This is a genomic window from Streptomyces sp. SID1328 (assembly GCF_009865595.1).
Classification (GTDB): Bacteria; Actinomycetota; Actinomycetes; order Streptomycetales; family Streptomycetaceae; genus Streptomyces; species Streptomyces griseoluteus.
In genome coordinates, this window is the sequence record NZ_WWKH01000835.1 from 1 (window position 1) to 2,885 (window position 2,885).

The 2,885-nt window shown below is 72.3% G+C and carries 5 protein-coding genes; all 5 read right to left on the reverse strand.

Going from position 1 to position 2,885, the window contains the following annotated elements; translation table 11 throughout:
• Positions 1-1,184: MFS transporter (locus GT030_RS26670; protein WP_237522843.1), on the reverse strand; the 1,184-nt coding region annotated here is incomplete at its 3' end.
• 452 nt (positions 1,185-1,636) lie between these two features.
• Entirely contained in the window at positions 1,637-2,047 is a 411-nt protein-coding gene (locus GT030_RS26675) for a hypothetical protein (protein ID WP_161203298.1), read from the reverse strand.
• 47 nt (positions 2,048-2,094) lie between these two features.
• Positions 2,095-2,397 (reverse strand): gas vesicle protein K, encoded by a 303-nt coding sequence (locus GT030_RS26680; RefSeq protein ID WP_161203299.1) that lies wholly within the window; start codon positions 2,395-2,397, stop codon positions 2,095-2,097.
• A gap of 2 nt (positions 2,398-2,399) precedes the next feature.
• On the reverse strand, positions 2,400-2,642 hold the full coding sequence (locus GT030_RS26685) for a gas vesicle protein (RefSeq protein WP_161203300.1): 243 nt from the start codon (positions 2,640-2,642) through the stop codon (positions 2,400-2,402).
• A 2-nt stretch (positions 2,643-2,644) separates the two neighbouring features.
• The coding region (locus GT030_RS26690) for a GvpL/GvpF family gas vesicle protein (RefSeq protein ID WP_202460599.1) at positions 2,645-2,885 on the reverse strand (241 nt) is incomplete at its 5' end.

Here is a 2,885-nt window from a genome sequence, read left to right on the forward strand (position 1 = left end):
GGCACCGGCGCCGGAGCCCACCGGCCGCGCAGCAGGTGGCCCGCGCCGACCGTGGCGGCGATGAGCAGCCCGCCGGCGACCAGGGCGCCCCGCGCACCGGCGTGCTGCATCAGCAGTCCCAGCACGGGCGGACCCGCGAGCCCCCAGAGGGTGGAGACGGTGCTCCAGACGCCGAGCACACGGCCCCTCAGGTGGGGCGGCGGGTCGGTCTGGAGGACGGTCGTCCCGGCGGTGTCCGAGACCGACTCGACGACGGCCATGGGCAGCACGAGCACCAGCAGTACCGCGAGCGACGGCGCGAGTCCGGCCACCACCTGGAGCAGACCCCCGGTCGCCGCGAGCAGGCCGACCAGCCGGACCGACGGCTTGCGCAGCCGGGCGGCGAGCACCGCGCCGACGATGCCACCGGCGGCGAGCACCGTGGAGACGGTGCCGAACGACCCGGCCCCGCCGGCGAGCGGCCCGGTGACCAGGACCGCCAGGGTGAGGGCGTAGTTGCGGCCGAACACCGCGCTGATCCCGGTGATACCCGCGAGGGCGACCAGGCGCGGGCGGCGCGCGAAGAAGAGCAGTCCCTGCCGTGCGCTCATGTCCGGCGCGTCCTTCGAGGCGCGGTCCGGGACGGCGGGCTCCGTGTGGCGCTGGGGGCGCAGGAAGGGGATCACGGCCGCGACGAACAGGAAGGACAGCGCGTTGGCCGCGTAGGCGGAGGCCGTCCCGAGCAGGCCGACGGTGACTCCGGCCAGCGCCGCGCCCGCGAGCCGTCCGGCGCTGTGCACGAGGGAGCCCACGCCGATGGCCGAGGGTACGTCCTCGGCGCGGACGAGATCGTTGCCGAGCAGCGAGCAGGCCGGCCCGTCGACGGTGGCGACGAGACCGGTCACGGCGGCCAGCGCCATCAGCGCGGGCAGGTCGAGCCGGTGCGTGACGACGAGGAAGGCCGTGACGAAGGCGACGACACCGAGGAGCGCCTGACTGACGGCGGCGGTCAGCTTGCGCGGCCACCGGTCGACGAAGGTGCCGCCCGCCAGGCCCATCAGCAGACCGGGGGCCGCCTGTACGGACATGGACAGGCCTGTCGCCGCGGCCGAGCCGGTGATCTGGAGCACCAGCAGGTTCTGGACCGTGAGCTGCATCCAGGTGCCGGTGTTGGAGACGAGGTGGGCGACGGACCACCACCGCATGCTGCGGTACTTCAGGGAACGCCAGGGCGAGCGGGCGTCGGTGAGCGCATGCGGGCGCTGGGCACCGGCGGAGGAGGAGGACATGGTGGCGTACCTGAGGGGACAGGCCCGGTCGCGGTGACGCGCACGGGTCTCGGCGGAGGCGGCGGAGCCGCGAGCCCTCGTCGGCCTGCGCGGTCGTTCCGCCGGAACTGTCGGCTGCCGCGGCGGGGGTCACCAGTGGACCTGCCCGGCCTGCGGCCCGACCATCGTGGCAGACCGGAACCCCTCCCCCGGTCCGCCGCCGGTGACGTGCGCGTACGGTCAGCCACCGGACCCGCATCTGCCTGCGCCTTCGTCCGTAAGGTGCGGTTCGTCACAGAAAGCACCCCGGACACACGAGCACCTCCCGCGCGTCGGCGGACGCGGGGGAGGTCGCCGTGGGTGGTGCTGTTCTCGCGGAGCGAGTGTGCTCAGATCCGGCCCCGGGCGAGTCGGGTCAGGGGGCCCATCTGCGGCTTGGCCGTCGAGCGGCCTATCGCGAAGGCGGCTCCGGCGACGCCCGCCACACCGGCCGCGGCCGCGGCGGCGACCGCCTTGCGGTGCTTGATGACCGTCCACGCGGTGCCCGCGACCTCGACGGCCTTGGCGGTGTTGGCCGCGACGACCTGCTGGCCGGTCTGCAGACCGGCGACCGCCGCGCGGCTGACGCGCTGGGTGGTGTCACCGACCGACTGGGCGGTGGAGACCGTCGACTTCTTGGCCTCCTGCGCCTGCTCCTTGGCGTTGCCGGCCGTCGCCCGCGCCGTGGCGGTGCTGGAGGAGGCGGCCTTCTTGGCACTCGCCGCGGTGGTGCTCCTGGTGTTCTTTTTGTCGTCAGTCATAGTGCCCTACTGTCCTTTCCCCCGGCACCAAAACAGGTTTCCGGAATTCACAGGTCTCGGGGGAGCAACGATCCCAACGGGCCGAGATCCAGATTCAGTTCGTCCATTGTCAAGTTGTATCGCTCACACAGTTCTTCCATGCGTTCCTGGAGAATCATCAGCGTCATACCGATGCGTTCTTCCTGGTCGTCGTCGAGATCTCCCTGGTCCACCCGGTGAATGGCTGTGCGCTCCATGAGCTGGCGCAGCAATTCGACAATGGTGAGCACCAGCTTCATCAGATCCCGTTCCACCGTGTCGGGGTCCGTCTGCATATGGGCGGCGAGCGCGTTCGCGGGTGTTTCCGGCATCGTCAGATCTCCTCAGCACTGCTCGGTGCGGCACGCGGCGGGATGATCGCGGGCCCCGGCGCGTCCCCCGTGATCGAGCGGATGACCGCGCGCAGGTTGATGTGCACCAGGTCGACGTCGGCGATGCTCAGCACGATGTCGCCGGTGAGCACCGCCCCGCCGTTCAGCAGCCGGTCCAGCAGGTCGATCAGGGCGACGGGCGGCTGGCCGACCGGCTCGGCGCCCTGTCCGTTCGCGGGCCGCATGCTCAACTCGTGACCCCGCCCGCGAAGGAGTACGGCGCCCAGGGCCCGGTCACCTCGACGGTGACACCGGGGAGGTCCGAGGCGAGCGCGCCCAGCTCGGTACGGAACCGGTCCACGTCCTGCCGGGGCACGAGATACGCCTCGTTGGCCACGTTCTCGCCCCGGCCGGCCGACCATTCGCCCTGCTGGGGGCGGTGGACGGCACGGGCGGAGGCGAGCGCGGAAGCCACCTGGGCCGCCTGC